This is a genomic window from Halomonas sp. C10-5 (assembly GCF_057169305.1).
On sequence record NZ_CP175665.1, the window covers coordinates 1098118 to 1115645 of the forward strand.

Consider the following 17528-nt stretch of genomic DNA (forward strand, 5'->3'; position numbering starts at 1 on the left):
CTCGGCCGAGGTCGGGCAATCTTGTGAAAAGGCTACGTAGCTCAGCTGGTTAGAGCACATCACTCATAATGATGGGGTCCCCTGTTCGAATCAGGGCGTAGCCACCAGGATCCTCCCAGCGCCCGCCCGGCAACCGTCGCGCGGGCGCTGTGCGTTTTGATGGGGGTGAACACGGATCATCATGGAGGTCCTTGACCTGGCCGGACGGATCCGTATACTACGCCCCGTGTTCGACGCCGTTCCCGGATAGCTCAGTTGGTAGAGCAAGTGACTGTTAATCACTGGGTCGCAGGTTCGAGTCCTGCTCCGGGAGCCAACACGGCGCCAGCAACACAGCGATACGGCGTGATTCCTCGATAGCTCAGTTGGTAGAGCAAGTGACTGTTAATCACTGGGTCGCAGGTTCGAGTCCTGCTCGAGGAGCCAACCGCCCGTCATCGCCACCTCAGGTCATTCCCGGATAGCTCAGTTGGTAGAGCAAGTGACTGTTAATCACTGGGTCGCAGGTTCGAGTCCTGCTCCGGGAGCCACCTTCTTCCCCCTGCACTAGCCACACCCATGCATCGCGACTCCCGTCCGGCCACGCCCCGGCGTTTCCGTGTGTCCGTCCGTTGGCGGTGCCGGCAATCTGCCGCCATGCAAAAGGCCGCCGCCCGGGGGCGACGGCCGTGTATCGGCAGGGTGGGGCGACTCAGTCGCGGTGGGCGAAGCGGAAGTTGCTCTCCAGCTGGGCGTAGTCGAGCAGGATCTGGGCCGCTTCCTGCACCTGCACCTGCTCCACCGGCTCCTCCTCCTGTTCTTCGCCGCTCTCCTCTTCCTCGCCCCGGGCGTCGATCCACTCCTCCAGGGGTTCCAGGCCCAGGGCCTCGCGGCGCTGGTTCTCCAGGGCGAGCTGTTCGGCCTCCTGAGCCTCGGCCTCCTCCTGGCGGAGCTCACGGTTGAGACTGAGGCTGGTGGTCTCCTCACGCATCCGGCGGTTCAACTCGGCCTGCTGCTCGAGATAGCGGAAGTTGGGGTGGGCCTCGGCGCGCTGGCGATGGCGGTCGCGCAGCGACTCCAGGAAGCGCCACGGCTCGCCGTACTCGCGATACTGCACCGAGCGCACGGTGTCCCAGTCCAGGGCATTGTCGAGGCTGCTCTCGCCGATCAGCTCGGGGTCGATCAGGCTAGGGAAGATGATGTCCGGCTCCACACCGCGGTGCTGGGTGCTCTCGCCGGAGATGCGGTAGAACTTGGCGCGGGTCAGCTTGATCTCGCCGTGGCTGAGCTCGTTGAGGGTCTGCACCGTGCCCTTGCCGAAGGTGGGGGTGCCCACCACCAGGCCGCGACCGTAGTCCTGGATGGCGCCGGCGAAGATCTCCGAAGCGGAGGCCGACAGGCGGTTGACCAGCACCACCAGCGGGCCGTCGTAGGCGGCGCCGGTCTCGGTATCGCCGTAGAGGCTGATGCGCCCGCGGGCGTCGCGCACCTGGACGGTGGGCCCGCGGTCGATGAACAGCCCGATCAGCGAGTTGGCCTCCTGCAGCGCGCCGCCACCGTTGTTGCGCAGGTCGAGCACGATACCCTCGATCCCCTGCTCCTGGAGAGACTCGATCTCCTTGGCCACGTCGCGGGTGGTGCTGCGGTAATCCTCCTCGCCGGCCTGCCAGGCGTCGAAGTCGACGTAGAAGGTGGGGACCGAGATCACGCCGACACGGTGGGTGCCGTCGTCACGCTCGAGTTCGATCACCTCGCTCTGGGCGGCCTGGTCCTCGAGCTTCACGGTGTCCCGGGTGATCTGCACCTCCTTGGAGCGGGTCATGTCCACCGCCTGGGCGGGTACCACGTCGAGACGGACCACCGAGCCCTTGGGGCCACGGATCAGTTCCACCACCTCGTCCAGGCGCATGCCCACCACGTTGACCATCTCGCCCTCTTCCTGGCCGACCCCGACGATGCGGTCGGCGGGCTCGAGCACGCCGGCCCGTTCCGCCGGCCCGCCGGGCACCAGGCTCGATACCTTGACGTATTCGCCGTCGGCCTGGAGCAGGGCGCCGATGCCTTCCAGCGACAGACGCATCTGGATATCGAAGGACTCCCCCTGGCGGGGGGAGAGGTACTCGCTGTGGGGGTCGATGGTGCTGGTGACGGCGGCCATCAGCAGGCCGAAGACATCTTCCGGCTTGGTCTGGCGCAGGCGGTTGAGTTGGCCCTCGTAACGCTGGCGAAGATTGGTCTCGATTTGCTCGTCGTCCTGGTCGCTGATCGCCAGAGTCAGGGCGGCGTTCTTGAGGCGGCGGGTCCACAGCTCGTCGAGGGCCTGGGTGCCCTCCGCCCAGGGAACATCCTCGCGGTCCACTTCCAGGCGCTTCTGGCCGTCATAGGTGAAGTCGAGGCCCTCGTCGAGGCGCGCCAGCAACCATTCGAAGCGTGCCTCGGCGCGCTCGTGGTAGCGCTGATAGAGCGCGAAGAAGGGGGATAGCTCGCCATCGATCAGGGCATCATCGACCTGCTCTTCCAGCGGGAGGAACTCCGCCACGTCCTGTTCGGTCAGGAAGGCACGCTGGCCGTCGAGAACGTCGAGATAGCGCTCGAAGGCCTGGCGTGACCAGCTGTCGTCCAGGCTGACGTCGGCGTAGTGGCCGTAGCGCAGCGATTCTGCTATCTCGGTGGCGACCTGGCGCTGGGCGTCGGTGGGTTCTGGCTGTGCCAGGGCGACGCCGGCGGCTAGCAGCAGGCCTGCCAGCACGGCCATGGATCGTCCCGTATGGGCAAGCGGGCTCATCGATGAAGCACTCCCGGTTTGATGTACACTCATTTCCCTTGACCCCTATCCGGCCCGTGAGTTGCGCGGACCGAGGATGCATTGTAGCAGCTTACCTGCTGCGCCCATCATCTCCACCCCCCAGAGGAACCCATGTTGTCTCAGGACGATCTGCTCCAGCGGCTTCTCGACTTCCTGCATCGCTCGCCTACCCCCTGGCATGCCACCGCCAACATGGCCGCCCGCCTCGAGGAGGCCGGCTTCCGGCGCCTCGATGAGCGCGAGGCCTGGGCGCTGACGCCCGGCGAGCGGGTCTACGTGACGCGTAACGACTCGTCGATCATCGCCCTGCGGCTCCCCGAAGGCAGGCTCGAGGCGCTACGCATGATCGGCGCACACACCGACAGCCCCGGGCTGCGGCTCAAGCCCAATGCCGCCCAGGCCGCGGCCGGCTGGCTGCAGCTCGGCGTCGAGGTCTACGGCGGGGCGCTGCTCGCCCCTTGGTTCGACCGCGACCTCGGGCTCGCCGGACGCGTCCATGTGCGCCACCCCGACGGGCGTCTCGAGGGACGGCTGCTGCATGTCGACCGCGCCGTGGCGATCATTCCCAGCCTGGCCATCCATCTCGACCGCGAGGCCAACAACGGGCGTACACTGAACGCCCAGACCGAGATGGCGCCGGTGCTGCTGCAGGGTGGCGAGCTGGGCGATTTCGAAAAGCTGCTCAAGGCGTGGATGGCCGAGCAGCACGGCCTGGCCGACGTCGAGCTGCTCGACTTCGAGCTGGGGTTCCATGACATGCAGCCCCCGGCACGGGTGGGGATCAACGGTGAACTGATCGCCAGCGCCCGGCTCGACAACCTGCTCTCCTGCTTTATCGGCCTGGAGGCGCTGCTGGCCAGCGATGGCCGGCAAGGGGCATTGCTGGTGGCCAACGACCATGAGGAGGTGGGGAGCGCCAGCGCCTGCGGCGCCCAGGGGCCCTTCCTGGGGGACGTGCTGCGTCGGATCAGCGAGCGGCTTGGCGACGGCAGCGAGGAGGGCTTCATCCGCCTGATCCAGGCCTCCAGGATGATCTCCTGCGACAACGCCCATGCGCTGCACCCCAACTTCCAGGACAAGCACGATGCCGCGCATGGACCGGCGCTCAACGGGGGCCCGGTGATCAAGGTCAATGCCAGCCAGCGTTACGCCACCAACAGCGCTACCGCGGCGTTGTTCCGCGACCTCTGTCGCGAGGCCGAGGTGCCGGTGCAGAGCTTCGTGACCCGCGCCGACATGGGTTGCGGCAGCACCATCGGGCCGATCACAGCCACCGAGCTGGGTGTGCCGACCCTGGACGTGGGGGTGCCCCAGTGGGCCATGCACTCGATTCGCGAGACCGCGGGCAGTCAGGACGTGGCCTACTTGACGCGGGTGCTGGCCGCCTTCTGCAATCGCGCCGAGCTGGCCTGACCCCTGTCGGGCGCCGGCTGCCTGTTGCGCGAAGCCCGAAGCCAAAAAAGCCCGCCTGACAATGTCAGGCGGGCTTTTCGGTGTCTGGCTGGTGGCTACGCCCTGATTCGAACAGGGGACCCCATCATTATGAGTGATGTGCTCTAACCAGCTGAGCTACGTAGCCAGCGGCGCGTACTCTATCTGCCGCGGGGCGGGCTGTCAACTGCCTGATATGGAAGGCATGCCAAGGCTTGACACCCTGCCGAGGGCTCGATAATATGCGCGCCACCTCGACGAGGCGAGACATTGCGTCCCATTCGTCTAGTGGTCCAGGACACCGCCCTTTCACGGCGGGAACAGGGGTTCGAACCCCCTATGGGACGCCACTCGACTCATCAGGTAACCGGAGTGCGGGAATAGCTCAGTGGTAGAGCATCGCCTTGCCAAGGCGAGGGTCGCGAGTTCGAATCTCGTTTCCCGCTCCATGCGTCCCATTCGTCTAGTGGTCCAGGACACCGCCCTTTCACGGCGGGAACAGGGGTTCGAACCCCCTATGGGACGCCACTTCTTCGGCTGCAGCAGCGAGTCGTCGAGGGTACCGGTTGAAAGAGAAAGAGTAGTGCGAGACAAGCGGGAATAGCTCAGTGGTAGAGCATCGCCTTGCCAAGGCGAGGGTCGGGAGTTCGAATCTCCTTTCCCGCTCCATCTTCTTGAAAAGAAGATTTTGCGTCCCATTCGTCTAGTGGTCCAGGACACCGCCCTTTCACGGCGGGAACAGGGGTTCGAACCCCCTATGGGACGCCACCTCGCTCGCTCAGCGGTACCGATCAAGCGGGAATAGCTCAGTGGTAGAGCATCGCCTTGCCAAGGCGAGGGTCGCGAGTTCGAATCTCGTTTCCCGCTCCAATCGTCCCCCCCCCCTCCTATACGATGTTGATTCAGTCTGCCAATGCGCAGGCCATTTCGCGTGCCTGACATCTGGGCGTGGCCGTCGCCGGCTTGAACTTCATGCCAGGCGTCCCCATATCGATATGCCTTTGCGGCATGCCCGCCATCGAACCCCGAACCGTTTCAAGGATTGCGCATGGCCGAACCGGCTCTGTCCATCCGTGGCCTGACCAAGGTCTACGGCAATGGCTTCCAGGCCCTGAAGGGCATCGATCTCGACGTCGCCGAGGGGGACTTCTTCGCGATGCTCGGCCCCAATGGTGCCGGCAAGTCCACCACCCTGGGCGTGGTCTCGTCGCTGGTGCAGAAGAGCGCCGGCCAGGTGTCGATCTTCGGCATCGATATCGACCGCGACTTCGCCCGCGCCAAGTATCACCTCGGCGTGGTGCCCCAGGAGTTTAACTTCAACCAGTTCGAGAAGGTCATCGACATCGTGCTCGCCCAGGCCGGCTACTACGGCATGTCGCGGCGCGAGGCGCTGCCCCGTGCCGAGGAGCTGCTGCGTGACCTGGGGCTGTGGGACAAGCGCAACGGCAGCGCACGGATGCTCTCCGGTGGCATGAAGCGCCGGCTGATGATCGCCCGGGCGCTGATGCACCGGCCGAGACTGCTGATCCTCGACGAGCCCACCGCGGGCGTCGATATCGAGCTGCGCCGCAGCATGTGGGAGTACATGCGCCGCATCAACCGGGAGGAGGGCACCACCATCATCCTCACCACCCACTACCTGGAGGAGGCGGAGAGCCTCTGTCGCAACGTGGCGATCATCAACCATGGCGAGATCATCCGTAACACCAGCGTGCGCGACCTGCTGATGGAGCTGGATACCGAGACCTTCCTGTTCGACCTGGCCCATCCGCTGGAGCAGGTGCCGGAGGTGTCCGGCTTCGAGGTCAGTCAGTCGGAGCCCGCCCAGCTCAGCGTGGCGGTGCATCGCGGCCAGCGGCTCAACGACATCTTCGAGGCGCTCTCCGCGCAGGGCATCCAGGTGGTCTCCATGCGCAACCGTGCCAACCGGCTGGAGGAGATGTTCGTCAGCATGGTGGAGCAGGGCAACGAGGCCCTGGACCGGGCCGCTGAGGCCAATGCCGGAAAGGACAAGGAGGCGCGCGCATGAATCCCCGTCAGATCGCCATCGCCCTGTGGACCCTGGTGGTCAAGGAGATCAAGCGCTTCACGCGCATCTGGCCGCAGACCCTGCTGCCCCCGTCGATCACCATGACCATGTACTTCATCATCTTCGGTAACCTGATCGGTTCGCGCATCGGCGAGATGGATGGCTACAGCTACATGGACTTCATCGTCCCTGGGCTGATCATGATGTCGGTGATCACCAACAGCTACTCCAACGTCGCCTCCTCCTTCTTCTCCAACAAGTTCCAGCGCAGCGTGGAGGAGATGATGGTGTCGCCGATGCCGAGCTGGGTGATCCTCTCCGGCTTCGTGCTCGGCGGCATGGCCCGCGGCCTCGGCGTGGGGCTGATCGTTACCATCGTGTCGCTGTTCTTCACCCGCATCAGCGTGGCCCACCCGCTGCTGACCCTGCTGGTGGTGGTGCTCACTGCGGCGCTGTTCGCCATCGGCGGCTTCATCAACGCGCTGCTGGGCAAGAAGTTCGACGACATCTCCATCGTGCCGACCTTCATCCTGACGCCGCTGACCTACCTGGGCGGGGTCTTCTACTCGATCTCGCTGCTGCCGGAGTTCTGGCAGGGGGTGTCGATGCTCAACCCCATCCTCTACATGGTCAACGTCTTCCGCTACGGCTTCCTGGGCGTCTCGGACATCCCGGTGGGCTGGGCGCTGGCCGCCATCCTCGCCTTCATCGCGGTGCTCTTCACCATCGCCCTGCGCATGCTGGAGCGCGGCCAGGGGATCCGCTCATGAACCGGCGCCCCGAAACCCTCGCCGACGCCCCCCTGGGGCGCGAGTCCGCCTACCCCGGACACTACGATGCTGGGCTGCTCTATCCCATCCCCCGCGCCGCCAACCGCGCGCCGCTGGGCATCGAGGAGGGCGTGCTACCCTTCGTCGGCGAGGACGAGTGGCACGCCTTCGAGGTCAGCTGGCTCAACGCCCGCGGCAAGCCAGTGGTGGCCGTGGCGCGCTTCCGCCTGCCGGCGGATTCGCCGAACCTGATCGAGTCCAAGTCCTGGAAGCTCTACCTCAACGGCTTCAACCAGAGCCGCTTCGCCAGCCGTCAGGCGGTCATCGAGATCCTGGGGCGGGACCTGTCGCGGGCCGCTGGGGCGCCGGTGTCGGTGGAGCTCTTCGCGGTCGACGATGAGGCGCTCGCGCCGCGCCGGCTGCCTGGCGAGTGCCTGGACGACCTGGATATCGCCATCGACGACTACACCCCCAGCGCCGAGCACCTGTGCGTCGGCGACGAGGTGGTGGAGGAGACGCTCCACTCCCACCTGCTCAAGTCCAACTGCCCGGTCACAGGGCAGCCAGACTGGGGCAGCGTGCTGATCCGCTATCGCGGGCCGCGCCTCGACCGCGAGGGATTCCTGCGCTACCTGGTGGGTTACCGCCAGCACCAGGACTTCCACGAGCACTGCGTGGAACATATCTACATGGACCTGATGGCCCGCGCCAGGCCCGAGCGGCTGCTGGTGCAGGCGCGTTACGTACGCCGCGGCGGGCTCGACATCAGCCCCTGGCGCGCCACCCCGGGAGAGCATCCGCCGACGCCGCTGCGCCTGGCCAGGCAGTAGCGGTCGGCACGACAGCCCCCCCGGCACGCTGGTAGAGTAGCGAGAAAGATTCTCGTGGGACGACAGCCAAGGGAGAGACCGATGGATGCGATGACGCTGCTGCATGAACGCAGCTCCATGGGCAAGCTGATGGGGCCGCCGCCCGACACCGAGCAGCTCGAGGCCATCTACCGGGCGGCGCTGCGTGCGCCGGACCACAAGGAGCTGCGCCCCTGGCGCTTCATCGAGTTCTCCGGCGAGGGCCGCGAGCGCTTGGGCGAACTGTTCGCGGAGGCGGACTACCGCGAGGACCCCCACGTCGGTGACGCCGCCCTGGACGCCGCCCGCAAGAAGCCGCTGCGCGCGCCCATGGTGATCGCGGTGATCGCCAGGGTGACCCCGGACGTGCCCAAGGTGCCGAAGATGGAGCAGGTGATCTCCGCCGGCTGCGCCGCCCACGCCATCCTGCTCGCCGCCCACGCCCTCGGCCTCGGCGCCATGTGGCGCAGCGGCAAGTACGCCTTCGATCCGGTGGTGCGCAAGGGGCTGGGGCTCGAGGAAGAGGACGAGGTGGTGGCCTTTATTTACCTGGGTACCTTGGGTGGGCGCCACAAGCCGATCCCCGAGCATGATATCGAGAGCTTCGTGGAGCGCTGGCGCTGAGATGCGCGAGGTCGGTGTTCCCCATCCGCGCCTCCCGCTGCCGTCTCCCGGCGGCGAGGATGACCCCGCCGAGTTCCTGACCTGGCTCGGCGAGGCGATTCCCATGGTGCGCTATCTCGGCATCCGCGAGATGCGTCGCGACGGCGCCCGGCTCACCTGGGAGTTGGCCCTCGCTCCCAGCCTCAACGACAAGGGCACCGGCTTCGGCGGGGCCCTGGCCGCCCAGACGACCCTGCTCGGCTGGTGCTGGACTACCCTCTGGCTGCGTCGTCACGGGCTCTCCCGCGATGTCGTGGTGGCCGAGGCGACCCAACGCTTCATGGCCCCGGTGACCGGCGACTACCGTCTGGAGTGTCTGCCCGAAGACGAAGCGGGGCCCGAGCGCCTCGCTGCGCGGTTGGCCGACAAGGGCCGCGGGCGCATCGCCTTGGTGCAGCGCCTGTGGTGCGGCGACACCCTCTGCCTGGAAGCCCGCGGCGACTACGCGGTGCTGGCCCAGGTTTGATGCACGTCATGCTATTGCAGGCCGGGCTGAATCTTGGGTTGTGTCGATTCCTTGATGCGTGACAAGCTTTGGTGACGGTTAATCCAAGGGTAATCCCGTTGCCATCCTCCACACTCACTTCCCCCGGCACGCGGCCGTGTGTCTCGCGTGCCCGTGCCTTTCTGCTCTATGGCGCCGTGCTGGCCGTCACCGGCCTGGTGATGGGCTGGTCCCTCAGGAGCGTGACGCTCCAGTTATCTTCCTGTGGTCCTGGCACCGACGCTTATCCGGCGCTTGCCGATTGCAGTCTGCAACAGATTCTCTGGCATCAGGTCGCCCTCCTGGGAGGAGGCTGGCTGTTCCTGGCCCTGGTGGGCCTTGTCGCCCTGCGCCGGCACCTGAGCCTGCTGGCTGCCAAGGACCACCTGCGCGAGGAGACGCGGCACCGCGCCGAGGCTCAGCGGCGTGTCGAGGAGAGTGCCGCGGAGCTCAAGATCGCCGCCATGGCCTTCGATACCCATCTCGGCATGTTCATTACCGATGCCGAGGGTCGGGTGCTGCGTACCAACCCCACCTTCAGCCGTATCACTGGCTACGCCGCGGATGAGGTCAAGGGTCGTAACCCCAGCATGTGGGCCTCCGGTCGTCACGATTCCACCTTCTATACCGAGATGTGGCAGACCATTGCCGCCGAGGGCAGCTGGCAGGGGGAGGTATGGAATCGCCGCAAGAGCGGCGAGGTCTACCCCCAGTGGCTGACCATCAGCGCGATGCGAGGCGATATGGGCGAAGTCCGCCACTACGTGGCGACCCTGAGCGATCTTTCCGAGGCCAAGGCGGCTGAGTCCACCATTCAGCGCCTGGCCTTTTACGATCCGCTGACCGGCCTGCCCAATCGTCGCCTGTTGCTCGACCGCCTGGGGCAGGTGGTCAGCCACACCCGGCGCCGCAACCACTACGCCTCCCTGCTGCTGCTGGGCCTGGACAACTTCAAGGCCTATAACACGCCCCTCGGGCACGCCAGCGGCGACACCCTGCTGCGCCGCCTGGCCGAGGTGCTGCGTGGCAGCCTGCGCGAGAGTGACACCCTGGCGCGCTGGGGCGGTGACCAGTTTGCCCTGCTGGTTCAGGACCTGGGGGACGAGCCGGCCCACGCCGCCCGGGGGGCCGAACGGCTGGGGGAGAAGCTGTTGCGCGAGATCGCCTGCACAGCGGGTGGCGGCGACGAGAGCCTGCCACTCACGGCCAGCATCGGTATCTCGCTGTTTCATGACGACGACCTGGATGGCGCCGAGGCGATTCAGCAGGCCGAGCTGGCCATGTACGAAGCCAAACGCGAGGGTGGTGCGGCGCTGCGTTTCTTCGACCATGCCATGCAGACTAGCGTGACAGAGCGGGCTCATCTGGAGGCCGATCTGGACCGGGCCCTGGAGGGCAACGAGCTCAGGCTCTTCCTCCAGCCCCAGGTCGATACCACGGGCGTCACCGTGGGGCTGGAGGCGTTGCTGCGCTGGGAGCACCCTGTTCGCGGCATGGTCTCGCCCGGGGTGTTTATCCCCCTGGCCGAGGAGAGTGGCCGTATCGTGGCCATCGGTGGCTGGGTACTGGCGAGCGCCTGTCAGCAGCTGGCGCAATGGGCCGAACAGCCACAGCGACGGGATCTGACCATTTCGGTCAACGTCAGCCCGGTGCAGTTTCGCCAGGCGGGTTTCGTCGACAGTGTGCGCGAGATACTGGCGAGAAGCGGTGCCGATCCGCGCCACCTGGTGCTGGAGGTAACCGAGTCGCTGTTCCTCCAGGATCCGGAGCTGGCCCGCGATACCATGCTGGCACTCAGCACCCTGGGTGTGCGCTTCGCCCTGGACGATTTCGGCACCGGCTACTCGTCGCTTGGCTACCTCAAGCGTCTTCCCCTCGACGAGCTCAAGATCGACCAGAGTTTCGTACGGGATCTGCTCGACAGCCCCGCCGATGCCGCCATTGTCGAGACCATCATCGCCCTGGCCGACAGGCTGGGAATGCGGGTGATCGCTGAAGGCGTGGAGACCGAGGAGCAGGCGAACTGGCTGCGGGAGCATGGTTGCCGGCGCTTCCAGGGTTACCTCTATGCGCGGCCGGCGCCGCTGGATCAGCTCTCGGCCAGCCGATAGCCGTTGCGGCCGGCCTGCTTGGCGCGATACATGGCGGCATCGGCCGCCTTCATGAGGCTGTCGGCGTCCTCGCCGTGGTCGGGCAACAAGGCGATGCCCAGGCTGACCCCGGGCAGGATGCGGTGCTCGCCGATCTCTACCGGGCGCTGCAGCGCCTCGATCAGCTTGGCCGCGGTGAGCTCGGCCTCTGCGCAGCTGGCGATGCCGTCGAGCAGCACCACGAACTCGTCGCCTCCCTGGCGGCATACCAGGTCGTTCTCGCGGGTAACGCGCGTCAGGCGTTCGGCGACCGCCACCAGCAGGGCATCGCCGGCCTCGTGCCCGAGTTTGTCGTTGACCTCCTTGAAGTGATCCAGGTCGAGAAATGCCAGCGCCAGGCGCCGACCATGGCGATGGTGGGCCGCCACGGCCTGCTCCAGTCGATCCATCAGCTGGCGCCGGTTGGGCAGGCCGGTCAGAGTATCGTGGTAGGCCAGGCGCCGGATCGCTGCCTCCTGGTCGAGGCGCTCGGTGATATCGTGGAAGGCGACCACAGCGCCGATCACCGTGTCGTTGTCACGCAGCGGCGCGGCGCTGATGTTGACCGGCAGGGATTCGCCGTCACGGCGGTAGAAGCGTTCGCGATCGCTGCGATAGTGCTCGCCCGCCAGGGTCCCGGCCTGGATGTGGCACTCGTCGCCGGGGTCATCCGCCGCCCCCGGCGGCTGGTGTACGGTGCGATGGGCATCGTGACCGAGCAACTCCGCGCGCCGCCAGCCGAGCAGTCGTTCCGCCTCGGGGTTGGTCTCAACGATGCGCCCCTGGCGATCCATGACCAGGAGCCCCTCGGCGAGGTTGGCGGTGATCTGTTCATGGCGATGGGCCTCGCGCAGGCTCAGCTGGCGGGCCTGGCGGCGCTGGGCCAGCAGGTAGAGGGTGACCAGGTTGGCGACCAGCACCACGCCGAGGCCGCCGAGGAAGAGGCCGCCACGCAGCGGGGTTGCCAGCAGGCCGCGGGAGGGCAGCGCGTGATGTGGTATCAGGGAGGCCGCCGTCCATACGTACTCGCTTTCCTCTTCGGAGGCGCTGGCAAGCGGCGCGCCTGTGGCAGCATGCTGATGCAGACTCAGGGGGCTGAGGGTGGCATGCAGCAGCAGGCCGTCGTCGGTCCACTGCTGACCGCGCGGCGACTGTTGCATTTGCCTCCAGGCTTCGGGATAGCGACGCGCAAAGGCCTCAGGGTTTCCGAACATGAAGCCCCACTCCTGGTCCCGGGGACCGACCAGCCAGTCGCCGTCATGGTTGAGCAGCATGGCGTCGCCAGTGCTGCTCATCAGCTCGCGGAAGCGGGCCAGCATGTCCGTGGCATCGAGGTTCAGGACCAGTATTCCGCCGAGCCGGTCGCTGGCGTCGTGGAGCGGAGTCGCGCTGCGTAGCGCCGGGCGATAGGGGGTCTCTACCCGGCCGTCCTCCACGTTAAGGTCGAGGGGCGAGCGATACACCTGGTCGCTTTCCAGCCGGGCAGTGGGGGCCCAGTAGTAGCGGTCGGACTTGTCCTGTAACCGCGCTGGGGAAACTCGTTGCACGCCCGTTTCACGGCGATTGATGCGCGCGACCTCATGGCCCGCGGCATCGTGAAGGGTCAGGTGGGCATACTCGTGTCGGGCGCCGGCGAAGGCCAGCAGCAACTCCTCCACCTGTGCCAGCGCGCCCTCCTGGCCGGAGAGCCAGGCTTGCACGGCCGGGGCATTGGCCGAGAAAGCGCGTATCCGCCTCCACCATCTCGAGGCGATGGACAAGCATGCCGGCGGCGGTTTCCACTGCGGCCATCTCCCGGGCCTGAAGCACCTCGAGCTCGGCTTCGGCATTACTGGATATGAAGTAGCTGGCTGCCAGGCAATAGAGCAACGTCAGCGTGATACTGGAGAGCAACAGCCTGATGACATGAGGGTGGCGAATGCTGCCGGCGGGGCCTGCCTTGCCGTGTCGTGTCGATCCCATGGTCCCTCACAGTGCCCGAGCCGCAAGTCCCGGCCGTCGGTGGCTGTCGTGAGCTCAGGATATCATGGACTCGTGACCCGGCAGGTCACGTCTCCTCAAGAATGTTACGTAGTCCCTCGAGGGAGAGGATGGTGAGCTCCCGGGTAGCGATCTGGATCAGGCCCTGGCGCTGGAAACGCCCCAGCACACGGCTGACCGTCTCCAGGGCCAGGCCCAGGTGGCTGCCGATGTCGCCGCGGGACATGGCCAGGCGGAACTGATAGCGGCTGCAGCCCCGCTGCTGGAAGCGTTCGGAGAGCCCGAGCAGGAACCCAGCCAGGCGCTGTTCGGCGGTGCGCCCCGAGAGCAGGCAGAGCTGTCGCTTCTCGCCGCGCAGCTCGCGGCTCATGTGGCGAAGCAGGGATTCACTGAGGGTAGGGTGGTTGTAGTAGAGCTCACGCAGCCGAGCATAGGGCAGCGCACAGACGAAGGTGGTTTCCATTGCCACCACCGAGGCGGGGCAGCGCGATTCGCCGATCCCTTCAAGGCCCACCGTCTCGCCCGGCAGGTAGAAGCCCACTACGTGCTCCAGCTCCTGGCCAAGCGGCCTCACCACCTGCTTGAGGCTGCCGCTGCGAACCAGGTAGAGGCTGGTGAAGGCGTCTCCCTGGGTGATCAGCGGTTCACCGCGCTTGAGAGGACGGGGCTGGTCGAGCAGAGCATCGAGGCTCTCCAGAGTATCCTCGGAGAGGTTCTGGGTCAGGCAGACACCATGCAGGCTGCAGGCGTCACAATGGGCGCCCGACAAACGGGTGCCGGGGTCCTGTTCGGTGGCGGTCATCTTTCGTCCTTGGATGTTGCCGATCAAACCTTGCCCCGGGTCAGCCTAGTCCACCAAGGCGAAATTTAATAGGCGGATGGAGTAGGGGGTGCGCAGGCAGCGGGCCTGGGAGGAAAGCCGGGACTACCTCCGTCAATCGAACAGCTTTGGACGTTTGCAGAAGGCGTCTCGCATTTTCCTTCAGAGAAGGTAGCTCTCGCGCTTCGTGGGGGGCAGCGTATAGCCCACCTGACAATCCGTCATGCGCAGCAGATGCCCCCTGAACCAGCGGACGTCGTGCCCCTTCATAGGCGGCGAACGAGAGGAAATGATGAGGTCCCAGCGTGCGCCGGGCAAAGCTGAAGACCACGTGACTTCGCCGCCAGGCCAACCCCCCGGCCCGCACGGCTGAGGCCATGCTGCATCGGGGGTGGACTTCAGCGCTCGAGCTGTTAGTGCCAGCGCCACGCCACCAACCGCCTGGCCTGCCGGCACGTCGCTGATGGGCTGCCCATCGAGAGCAGGGCCACGTCGCTGTTGTCGAGCAGCAGGTCGGCCACCCTGCAGGCCTCGGCGTACTTCACAGCCTCTTTCCTGGCCACCGGCTGTAGGCTCAGAGAATCCATTAGTCGTAGGCTATCAGCGGTCACGCCGCTGGATGAACCTTGGCCAGCGGGATGATTGTGAGGGCTTGATGAGTCGGTTCCACCTCGGACGTATTTAACCGACTGATTCTTTATGAAGTCCGTGGTGTGAGTTGATGGGTTTCCGTCCTGTTGAGTATGCGAGCCAACCCGGGAGGTATTGGAGGTGCGCTTCCCTAGCCGTGACACTCGTCTGCACTGTTACTCCCTTGCAGGTGACCATCATGTCGAACTCCACCGGTGTGGCCGAACGGACGCCCTATACCGAAGCGGCTGCCTTCAAGCCATTCTCCCTCGTGCTGGGACTCGTCATTGGCCTGGGGGTGTTCTTCCTGTTGCCCGAGTCGTTGGCCGTCAACGCTCGCGTCGTGGCGGCCATCGCCATGCTGATGGCCACCTGGTGGATGACCGAGGCCATCCCGATCCCTGCCACCTCGCTGCTGCCACTGGTGCTGTTCCCCTTCTTCGACATCGCCTCGGTGGGGACCACGGCTTCGCCATACGCGCACAGCATCGTCTTCCTGGTGCTGGGCGGGGTGCTGCTCGGCCTGGCGACTCAGCGCTGGAACCTGCATCGACGCTTCGCATTGCTGACCGTGCTGACGGTGGGCACCAAGCCGGCGCAGATCGTCTTCGGGCTGATGTTTGCCAGCTGGTTTATCACCATGTGGGTCAGCAACACCGCCACCGCGGTGATCATGGTGCCAATCGGAGGCTCCATCATTGCCCTGGTGAAGTCGCTGGGGAATGGTGAGGACACGCCCAAGTTCTCGGCCGCCGTGCTGCTGGGTATCGCCTACGCCATCACCATCGGCTCTATGGCGACACTGATCGGTCAGCCTCCCATGGCGCTGATGCGCGCCTACATGGAAGACACCCATGGTCTGTCCATCGGCTTCGGCCACTGGATGCTGATGGGCGTGCCGTTCTCCGCTACCATGCTGGTCCTGGCGTGGTTCGTGCTGAACAAGATCGTGTTCCGCGCCGAGGTCGAGGACATTCAGGGCGGCCGGCAGATGATCGAGTCCGAGCTCAAGGCCATGGGTCGACTGACCCCGGAAGAGGGGCGGGTGCTGATGGTCTTCGCCGGGGCGGTCTTCTGCTGGGTGTTCCTGCCGCTGATCGCGAGGATTCCTGCGGTGCAGGGCGCGCTGCCGTGGCTGTCCAACATCAACGACACCAGCGTGGCGATCCTGGCCGCGATCCTGATGTTCGTGATTCCGGCCTCCAAGGGGCAGGGCGCACTGTTGGAGTGGACGGCCACCCGCGACGTCCCCTGGGGCGTACTGATCCTGTTCGGGGGCGGCCTGACCCTGTCCGCGCAGTTCACGGCCACCGGGCTGAGCGTCTGGATCGGCGAGAGCGTCTCGGGCCTGTCGGGACTCCCGCCGATCATGATCCTGGCCGTCACCGCCATCGTGATCATCCTGCTCACGGAGCTGACCAGCAACACGGCCACGGCGGCGGCCTTCTTCCCGATCATGGGCGCCATTGCCGTCGGGCTGGGTATCGAGCCCTTCCTGATGACCATCGTGGTGACCTTCGCCGTCAGCTGTGCCTTCATGCTGCCGGTGGCGACACCTTCCAACGCCGTCGCCTTTGCCACTGGGGACCTGCCGATCAAGAACATGATCCGCGCTGGCATCTGGCTCAATGTGATCGGCTTGTTGGTGATCATGGTGGCGCTCTACACCATCGTGCCACTGGTCTTCGACGTCTCGTTCTAACCTGATAAGCCATGCTCCCGACGGCGCCCTTGTGGCGCCGTCTTCCTTCGTTGTGCGCCAGGCATGGCGCGTAGCACCGACAGTTGCTGTTCCGCGAGGCAGCTGCACTTTCTGCTGGCGAGCTGGATCAGAAGTGGCTGAGCCGTCTGACGCCCTGCAGCGACATGAGCCGCGAGGAGGCGATAAAGGAAGCCTGAGGTCTGTTACAGCACCTCGATGAACTCTCGCAGCCGATCTGCCGTGACGATCAGGCCACAGGCTGCAAGCGTATCGAGGTACTCCTCGGCGCTTCTCGGCGGCTTGCGTAGGCTGGCCCGGTGGCGATGGACGGTCCTGAGCACCAGCCCCTCATTCAGCTCGAACTGCTGCTCCAGGAAGGTATCGGGATGGACGGCCTCGATTCCGAAACCAGCGAGAGTATCGGCGGGAAAGTCCTTCAGGTTGAAGGTGACGATCAACTGCGCACCGGCGCGAATGGCCGCGGCCAGCACGTGGCGATCATCGGGATCGGGCAGCTCGAGCGCGGGGATCAGCGGCTTGTGCCCGGTGATCAGGGCATCCGGCACCGCACGATTCATGAGTTCGACAGTTCGCGGCAGTGCCTGCGCCAGTTCGGGGCGCTTGTTGAGCAGGTTGCGCGTCCACTCGTCGTGGATTTGCTCTGTCCAGCGTGCGGCGAACAGCCCCGAGGTGGCCAGGCGCATCAGCAGGTCCCGCAATGGTGTGGGATAAAGCACGCAGGCGTCGTAGACGACCACTAAGCGCATCAGTAGCCCATATCCAGGTCCTGAGCCTGGTCGGCCAGCTCCTGCAGGGCCGCCTCGGAGGCCTCTTCCTGCTGGCGCTTGTAGGCCAACAGGTCCTGCAGGCGAATCCGGCGATGGGTGCCCACCCGGGTAAAGGGAATCGCGCCCTCTTCCAATAGCTTGACCAGATGGGGCCGCGAGACATTGAGCATGTTGGCGGCTTCCTGGGTCGTCACCTCGGCATGGGTAGGCAAGATGGTCACGGCATTGCCCTGGGCCATCTCGGTCAGCAGGTCACGCAGCAGCACCAGCGCCTGACGGGGAAGCACCAGATCCGCCCCATCCAGCTTGATATGCGCCCGGTCGCTATCAGGCCGCTCGCGGAGAAGCTGGCTGAGCTCGGTGGCGCTGGCCCTGGCCAGACGGGTGAGCTCGAGGTTGTCGGGCATTGCATCTTGGGTGGCGGTGTTCATGGTATGACCTCCACGCAGCCCGCTACTTCTGGCTGCCG

The 17528-nt window shown here is 65.8% G+C and carries 14 protein-coding genes and 11 tRNA genes; 18 read left to right on the forward strand and 7 right to left on the reverse strand.

The annotated features are described in order from the left end of the window. Positions 1-30 precede the first annotated feature (30 nt). The 4 genes from ACJ7IV_RS05130 (at position 31) to ACJ7IV_RS05145 (ending at position 530) form a co-directional block, all read left to right on the forward strand. A tRNA-Met gene (locus tag ACJ7IV_RS05130) sits at positions 31-107 on the forward strand. Between the two features lie 133 nt (positions 108-240). After that, a tRNA-Asn gene (locus ACJ7IV_RS05135) sits at positions 241-316 on the forward strand. A gap of 34 nt (positions 317-350) precedes the next feature. Beyond that, positions 351-426 (forward strand) — tRNA-Asn (locus ACJ7IV_RS05140). 28 nt (positions 427-454) lie between these two features. Next, positions 455-530: transfer RNA gene (locus tag ACJ7IV_RS05145), tRNA-Asn, on the forward strand. Between the two features lie 161 nt (positions 531-691). On the opposite strand, the gene ACJ7IV_RS05150 is transcribed toward ACJ7IV_RS05145, so the two are convergent. Then, positions 692-2764, reverse strand: coding sequence for a carboxy terminal-processing peptidase (locus ACJ7IV_RS05150; protein ID WP_483866068.1), 2073 nt, complete (start codon positions 2762-2764; stop codon positions 692-694). 132 nt (positions 2765-2896) lie between these two features. Between ACJ7IV_RS05150 and ACJ7IV_RS05155 the strand changes: the two genes are divergently transcribed. Continuing rightward, complete coding sequence (locus tag ACJ7IV_RS05155) at positions 2897-4198, forward strand: M18 family aminopeptidase (protein WP_483866069.1); 1302 nt, start codon at positions 2897-2899, stop codon at positions 4196-4198. A gap of 89 nt (positions 4199-4287) precedes the next feature. Here ACJ7IV_RS05155 and ACJ7IV_RS05160 read toward each other — a convergent pair. Next, positions 4288-4364: transfer RNA gene (locus tag ACJ7IV_RS05160), tRNA-Met, on the reverse strand. 126 nt (positions 4365-4490) lie between these two features. Between ACJ7IV_RS05160 and ACJ7IV_RS05165 the strand changes: the two genes are divergently transcribed. From ACJ7IV_RS05165 to ACJ7IV_RS05220, 12 genes are all read left to right on the forward strand, one after another. Then, positions 4491-4566 (forward strand) — tRNA-Glu (locus ACJ7IV_RS05165). Between the two features lie 24 nt (positions 4567-4590). After that, positions 4591-4665: transfer RNA gene (locus tag ACJ7IV_RS05170), tRNA-Gly, on the forward strand. A gap of 3 nt (positions 4666-4668) precedes the next feature. Next, positions 4669-4744 (forward strand) — tRNA-Glu (locus ACJ7IV_RS05175). Positions 4745-4810: 66 nt separating this feature from the next. Next, positions 4811-4885, forward strand: a tRNA-Gly gene (locus ACJ7IV_RS05180). A 23-nt stretch (positions 4886-4908) separates the two neighbouring features. Further along, positions 4909-4984: transfer RNA gene (locus ACJ7IV_RS05185), tRNA-Glu, on the forward strand. Positions 4985-5011: 27 nt separating this feature from the next. After that, positions 5012-5086: transfer RNA gene (locus tag ACJ7IV_RS05190), tRNA-Gly, on the forward strand. Positions 5087-5264: 178 nt separating this feature from the next. Next, the gene (locus ACJ7IV_RS05195) at positions 5265-6245 is read left to right on the forward strand and encodes an ABC transporter ATP-binding protein (RefSeq protein WP_483866070.1); all 981 of its coding nucleotides are present in this window, start codon (positions 5265-5267) and stop codon (positions 6243-6245) included. Then, positions 6242-7015: an ABC transporter permease gene (locus ACJ7IV_RS05200; RefSeq protein ID WP_282041913.1), complete on the forward strand. Its 774-nt coding sequence runs from the start codon at positions 6242-6244 to the stop codon at positions 7013-7015. The genes ACJ7IV_RS05195 and ACJ7IV_RS05200 overlap by 4 nt, the downstream gene beginning before the upstream one ends. Continuing rightward, entirely contained in the window at positions 7012-7845 is an 834-nt protein-coding gene (gene queF / locus ACJ7IV_RS05205; protein ID WP_483866071.1) for an NADPH-dependent 7-cyano-7-deazaguanine reductase QueF, read from the forward strand. The genes ACJ7IV_RS05200 and queF overlap by 4 nt, the downstream gene beginning before the upstream one ends. 81 nt (positions 7846-7926) lie before the next feature. Further along, positions 7927-8487: a nitroreductase family protein gene (locus tag ACJ7IV_RS05210; RefSeq protein ID WP_232912534.1), complete on the forward strand. Its 561-nt coding sequence runs from the start codon at positions 7927-7929 to the stop codon at positions 8485-8487. A 1-nt stretch (position 8488) separates the two neighbouring features. Then, entirely contained in the window at positions 8489-8992 is a 504-nt protein-coding gene (locus tag ACJ7IV_RS05215; protein ID WP_483866072.1) for a YiiD C-terminal domain-containing protein, read from the forward strand. Between the two features lie 98 nt (positions 8993-9090). Beyond that, complete coding sequence (locus tag ACJ7IV_RS05220) at positions 9091-11121, forward strand: putative bifunctional diguanylate cyclase/phosphodiesterase (protein WP_483866073.1); 2031 nt, start codon at positions 9091-9093, stop codon at positions 11119-11121. Here the strand turns inward: ACJ7IV_RS05220 and ACJ7IV_RS05225 are convergent. From ACJ7IV_RS05225 to ACJ7IV_RS05235, 3 genes are all read right to left on the reverse strand, one after another. Continuing rightward, positions 11100-12839 (reverse strand): diguanylate cyclase domain-containing protein, encoded by a 1740-nt coding sequence (locus ACJ7IV_RS05225; protein WP_483866074.1) that lies wholly within the window; start codon positions 12837-12839, stop codon positions 11100-11102. The two genes, ACJ7IV_RS05220 and ACJ7IV_RS05225, sit on opposite strands and share 22 nt — an antisense overlap. 347 nt (positions 12840-13186) lie before the next feature. Then, positions 13187-13921 carry a helix-turn-helix domain-containing protein gene (locus tag ACJ7IV_RS05230; RefSeq protein ID WP_483866075.1) on the reverse strand — a complete coding sequence of 245 codons (735 nt, stop codon included), beginning with the start codon at positions 13919-13921 and terminating at the stop codon, positions 13187-13189. Positions 13922-14352: 431 nt separating this feature from the next. Beyond that, entirely contained in the window at positions 14353-14484 is a 132-nt protein-coding gene (locus ACJ7IV_RS05235) for a hypothetical protein (RefSeq protein ID WP_483866076.1), read from the reverse strand. 284 nt (positions 14485-14768) lie between these two features. Here ACJ7IV_RS05235 and ACJ7IV_RS05240 point away from each other — a divergent pair, with 284 nt between their 5' ends. Further along, the gene (locus tag ACJ7IV_RS05240) at positions 14769-16271 is read left to right on the forward strand and encodes an SLC13 family permease (RefSeq protein WP_483866077.1); all 1503 of its coding nucleotides are present in this window, start codon (positions 14769-14771) and stop codon (positions 16269-16271) included. 203 nt (positions 16272-16474) lie between these two features. Here ACJ7IV_RS05240 and ACJ7IV_RS05245 read toward each other — a convergent pair whose 3' ends face one another. Both ACJ7IV_RS05245 and ACJ7IV_RS05250 read right to left on the reverse strand, forming a co-directional pair. Further along, on the reverse strand, positions 16475-17038 hold the full coding sequence (locus ACJ7IV_RS05245) for a PIN domain-containing protein (protein WP_483866078.1): 564 nt from the start codon (positions 17036-17038) through the stop codon (positions 16475-16477). Further along, entirely contained in the window at positions 17038-17490 is a 453-nt protein-coding gene (locus ACJ7IV_RS05250) for a helix-turn-helix domain-containing protein (RefSeq protein WP_483866079.1), read from the reverse strand. Before ACJ7IV_RS05250 ends, ACJ7IV_RS05245 begins: the two co-directional genes overlap by 1 nt. Positions 17491-17528 lie beyond the last annotated feature (38 nt).

Excerpts from the sequence above, each read along its gene's own strand:
- ACJ7IV_RS05150 (WP_483866068.1), bottom strand. The coding sequence starts at position 2,764 with ATGAGCCCGCTTGCCCATACGGGACGATCCATGGCCGTGCTGGCAGGC.
- ACJ7IV_RS05155 (WP_483866069.1), top strand. The coding sequence starts at position 2,897 with ATGTTGTCTCAGGACGATCTGCTCCAGCGGCTTCTCGACTTCCTGCAT.
- ACJ7IV_RS05195 (WP_483866070.1), top strand. The coding sequence starts at position 5,265 with ATGGCCGAACCGGCTCTGTCCATCCGTGGCCTGACCAAGGTCTACGGC.
- ACJ7IV_RS05200 (WP_282041913.1), top strand. The coding sequence starts at position 6,242 with ATGAATCCCCGTCAGATCGCCATCGCCCTGTGGACCCTGGTGGTCAAG.
- queF (WP_483866071.1), top strand. The coding sequence starts at position 7,012 with ATGAACCGGCGCCCCGAAACCCTCGCCGACGCCCCCCTGGGGCGCGAG.
- ACJ7IV_RS05210 (WP_232912534.1), top strand. The coding sequence starts at position 7,927 with ATGGATGCGATGACGCTGCTGCATGAACGCAGCTCCATGGGCAAGCTG.
- ACJ7IV_RS05215 (WP_483866072.1), top strand. The coding sequence starts at position 8,489 with ATGCGCGAGGTCGGTGTTCCCCATCCGCGCCTCCCGCTGCCGTCTCCC.
- ACJ7IV_RS05230 (WP_483866075.1), bottom strand. The coding sequence starts at position 13,921 with ATGACCGCCACCGAACAGGACCCCGGCACCCGTTTGTCGGGCGCCCAT.
- ACJ7IV_RS05240 (WP_483866077.1), top strand. The coding sequence starts at position 14,769 with ATGTCGAACTCCACCGGTGTGGCCGAACGGACGCCCTATACCGAAGCG.
- ACJ7IV_RS05245 (WP_483866078.1), bottom strand. The coding sequence starts at position 17,038 with ATGCGCTTAGTGGTCGTCTACGACGCCTGCGTGCTTTATCCCACACCA.
- ACJ7IV_RS05250 (WP_483866079.1), bottom strand. The coding sequence starts at position 17,490 with ATGAACACCGCCACCCAAGATGCAATGCCCGACAACCTCGAGCTCACC.